General features: G+C 34.7%; 5 protein-coding genes. 2 read left to right on the plus strand and 3 right to left on the minus strand.

The window, feature by feature from the left end; translation table 11 throughout:
• Positions 1–53: 53 nt before the first annotated feature.
• Entirely contained in the window at positions 54–518 is a 465-nt protein-coding gene (locus JZO71_RS12240) for an HTH domain-containing protein (RefSeq protein WP_206900054.1), read from the minus strand.
• Positions 515–1489 (minus strand): replication initiation factor domain-containing protein, encoded by a 975-nt coding sequence (locus JZO71_RS12245; protein WP_206900056.1) that lies wholly within the window; start codon positions 1487–1489, stop codon positions 515–517. Before JZO71_RS12245 ends, JZO71_RS12240 begins: the two co-directional genes overlap by 4 nt.
• 747 nt (positions 1490–2236) lie before the next feature.
• Here JZO71_RS12245 and JZO71_RS12250 point away from each other — a divergent pair.
• Positions 2237–2335, plus strand: a complete 99-nt coding sequence (locus tag JZO71_RS12250; RefSeq protein WP_206900058.1) for a type I toxin-antitoxin system Fst family toxin — start codon at positions 2237–2239, stop codon at positions 2333–2335.
• A 324-nt stretch (positions 2336–2659) separates the two neighbouring features.
• On the opposite strand, the gene JZO71_RS12255 is transcribed toward JZO71_RS12250, so the two are convergent.
• The gene (locus tag JZO71_RS12255) at positions 2660–3127 is read right to left on the minus strand and encodes a helix-turn-helix transcriptional regulator (protein ID WP_206900060.1); all 468 of its coding nucleotides are present in this window, start codon (positions 3125–3127) and stop codon (positions 2660–2662) included.
• Between the two features lie 143 nt (positions 3128–3270).
• Here JZO71_RS12255 and JZO71_RS12260 point away from each other — a divergent pair, with 143 nt between their 5' ends.
• Positions 3271–3819 (plus strand): hypothetical protein, encoded by a 549-nt coding sequence (locus JZO71_RS12260; RefSeq protein WP_206900062.1) that lies wholly within the window; start codon positions 3271–3273, stop codon positions 3817–3819.
• Positions 3820–4050: the final 231 nt, after the last annotated feature.

Here is a 4050-nt window from a genome sequence, read left to right on the forward strand (position 1 = left end):
AATTATAATTAGAGGGCTTCTGATACTTTTCAATACACTGTTTAAACATCATCTCATTTCCAAAACTGCCACCATTTTCGGCTTTTCAATTCCTGATTTTCTAGTAACAATTGGTCTGACTTTTGTTGCTGAAGCAGATTGTATTTTTGCTGGTCACGCAAATCCTGAAGGAGATTATTTATCATTTCATCCTTTGATTTTAACTGATTATCCTTTTCCTCTAACTGTTTTTTTAAGAACTCAATTGTTTCGTCAGTAGGAAATTGGGTTTGCGGAAACCTTAGCGCAATTTTAGTGGAAACCTCACCGCTTGCCTTACCGGAAACCTTAAGTCGATTCATTTCTACTGATTCACGTACAAACCTCACTACATCAGCATTTAGAGCGATAACCCCATCTTCGTTGGTTACTGCTAACCCATCGGGAAGCCTTTGCAGGTGGTTTCTAATAGTGGTTTTCGATACTTCCAGTTCATCTGCAAGGTCTTTTATTGTTATTTTATCAGTCAAATCAGTCATTTATCTCCCCCCTCTGTCACATCAAGCCCTAATAGCCACGTATCTAATTCTATTTTCAAATCTTCTGCCGATTCAGCAAAGGTTTCTCGTAAATGATTCGTCAATTCATCATTTTGGCTTACTTCTTTTAAAATATTTCTCAATTTATATTTCATTCTACGCTCAAGTTGCCCCCACATATTGTGATCAGCCATCAACCCTAAAATCATAACTCTATCATTCACTTTAATATCCGGGGGGAAATAATTGGGACTGGTAAAACTATCCAAGCTTTCTTGAACCATATCATACCAATCAGTAGCTTTACCACGGCGCAATTGTAACTCCAAGCGCCACCAGGTTTCTATTTCTTTAGGCACAATTTTTCGCTTTGTTTCCTGTTCCAATTTCTTGTTGTACAAACGAATTTGCCTTTCGCTGGCCCGACTACCCCAATAAGCAGTTTCTAATTTTCCTGAACGACCATAAATAGGTTTAAAGGAAACTGGGTCAACTACACGATATTGCGTAATAAATTCATCTGGTACACCAATCATATCGCAAGCAATATCCGCTCGGGAAAAATGTGGATCTAAAAATATGTCATGAATAAAATTTTTCATGGAACCGGCTAAAAATTCATTAATCTTATTAGGGTTAAAATCAATCCGCCCTTTGCCCTCTTGCCATTTTGAAATCTCAATATACGCTATATTTTCCTCGTGTTGGTCTATCAATTGCCAACCGTTATTACCCACAACCTTTAAATATCCATTACCCTCATTTACTCGCATTAACTGCTCAAAATTTAAAATCAGCACATCATTTTGAGTATGATAATAAATATTTTCCTTCAACGTTCCAACAATTGTGATTCGGTCAATCGACCAGTGTATTTTTAGGGGGGTGTACATATTATGTACATTTAACCGCCTGTTAGATAAGGCTGTTAAATTTTCCCACTCATTTACGATTGTGCCATTTTTACTCAAATTTAGTTCCTCCTCAAAGAAAAAAGAGATTGGTGGAAAGAATTTTTCAGAGTTCACGTAACTCTAAAAAAATTCATAACCAGCAATCTCTAGTCTTGAAGTCAGCTAGAAAAATTCGTATAATGAATTTGAGTTACGGAGCTAGTGCGATAGTTTCCGTAAAGGTCGAGAACGTTGGTAGCGTTGCTCGACTTCTTTTTTTGCTCTTTTTTCAGTCCAATTAGTTGTTAAGTCAATAATACTCCAAGACCTTGCCCTTTGAAAAGACCAAATCCAATTCTAATACCAAGACCTTGGGGCTCTGCCCCAAACCCCGACCTTCGACTGCCGAAAATGGCCGATATTTTCGTATAGTCCCTCGGCTTTTGCAATCTAACACGTTCGTTCGACTACCAGTCGCCATTCTGGCTCCATTATCGTCTCTCTACCGTGTTTTAACGATTGCGCCGACGAACTACACGAAAATATCTAAAAACAACTTACACGCGATTTTTGACACCAAATAAAGCAAGTCAACAAAAAACGAAGTGGTCAACTTCGCCAAGAGCGAGTTGTTGATCACTTCGTTTTTTTGCACCTGGTAGTAACACGGGTGCACCAAACTCATTACAAAACCTATCAGACCTTATTAACACAAGGGTTTATCTGTTTTTCTTAACTTGATTTCTAAAACAACATCAGGAGAAATTAATCAAAAAAATATGCTATACTCATCAACGGCAGCTTGCCCCAAAAGGGGGTGTTGTCTTGTTAGAACAACTTATCACGTTGGTCGTCGCACCGATTTTTGTCGGGCTAGTCATTGAACTAGCTTCTCATTGGTTGGACAAGAAGGACAACGACTGAAAGCAAGTTGCTTTCCAACCCACACGTTAGACCTCGCAACTAACGAAAAAAAGAGCCAGACCTATTCGCAGTAGGTCTGGCTCTTGTGCTGTCTTGCAACAACTTATCACGTTTCGCACCTCTATTATAACAAGGGTATACTCAAAAATCAAAACCACGATAATAACGATTAACAAAAATTAACAACAATAATACCTTCTGATTTATTTTTTGATCGCAGGCGTCAAAAGCCTAAAATTTTGTTGACCGTGATAACCAATCAGCTAACGGAATTTCTTCAACCAAAAATTCTGTATCCAACATTTCTACATATGCCATTAAATCTCAAAATATAAAATGAGTTGATATAAAAATCATTGCTAAAATTTCAACTGTAGTAATTGAAATAATAAATATAAAAACTCCTTTAAACAATCTAGGATTGACTTTATCTTTCCAAGTAAAAAGAACACACAAGGAAATAGGAGCAGCATAAGGGATAAAGATTGAAATAATTAACATTACGAGTAATCCAGTATTCCATAAACCATCTTCTTGAAACTTTTGTTTTTTTATACCTCCTTTATAGACAAAGGAAAAATCATTATTTAAATTATTTTCTACATAAAAATGATCAACTGGAATATTGAATATTTTGGACAAAAGGACTAAATTTTCATAATTTGGTATAGATCTCCCATTTTCCCAATTTGAAACAGTTTGTCTAGAAACTAATATTTGTTCCGCCAAATCTTCCTGCGTCATTTTTTTCTTTAAACGCTCATTCTTTATTTTGTATGATACATCAATCATTATGTTCACCTCGTTTCAAATAATTTAAAAATTAAAAATAAAAGCTTAATGTAAAATGCTATGTAAAATATAATTGATAGTTATTTATATAATCGAAAATTACAATTTTGTTGTAAATAAAAAAATTAAAGGAAGTGTTCAAAATGAGTTCAACAAAATTAAAAATGATAGCAGGCCTCTTTTCAGTCATTACCATCACAGGAAGCGTAATGCCAACCGTTACAACATTTGCAGCTGAAAAATCTCCAATGGCTACTATTAGCGCTCAAACAAATTCAGAAGAAAAAACCTATGTTTTAAATGAAAATAACGAAAATTATCAAAAAGCTATAGAATACCTAGAAAATAATGCTAGTAGTGCAACAGTAAAATATTTCAAAGAATACTTTTATGGAAAAACTGTAACTCCAGATAATCAAGATCAATTAATGGATGGATATTTGGAATTTTTAAGCACTAAACCACAAGGAAAAGTTGCTTTAGAAACAATTTTAGCTATTGTTGCCTCGGCCATAGCAATTATTCAAGGAATGTACAGTGCAGGGAGATATGCAGCTAAACAATGTGTTTCTCGAGGAATACTTACCAAGAAAAGCTATAAGCCAAATGGTGGTTGGATTATGGCTGGGATTACTGTAAGCTTTGGGTTACCAGCAGCTTTAGGATTCGACGACTATATGTATGATAGATAAGAAAAGGGGTACCCTAGTGAGTATATTTCTAGATTTTTTTAGGTTCATCATTTTACATTTTGATATCATTGCAATTTTATTATTATCTTTTGCAATAATATCATTATCCCTTAAAGTAACAAATCAGCAATCAGAAATTGCAGATTTAAAAAAAGAAATTTATGAAATACAACTATACAAGAATACTAATCGCTAGATTTGTTTAATTCTTCTAATCATAATGACTCTAAA

This window comes from Candidatus Enterococcus courvalinii, assembly GCF_017315945.1.
GTDB classification, from domain to species: Bacteria; Bacillota; Bacilli; order Lactobacillales; family Enterococcaceae; genus Enterococcus_B; species Enterococcus_B courvalinii.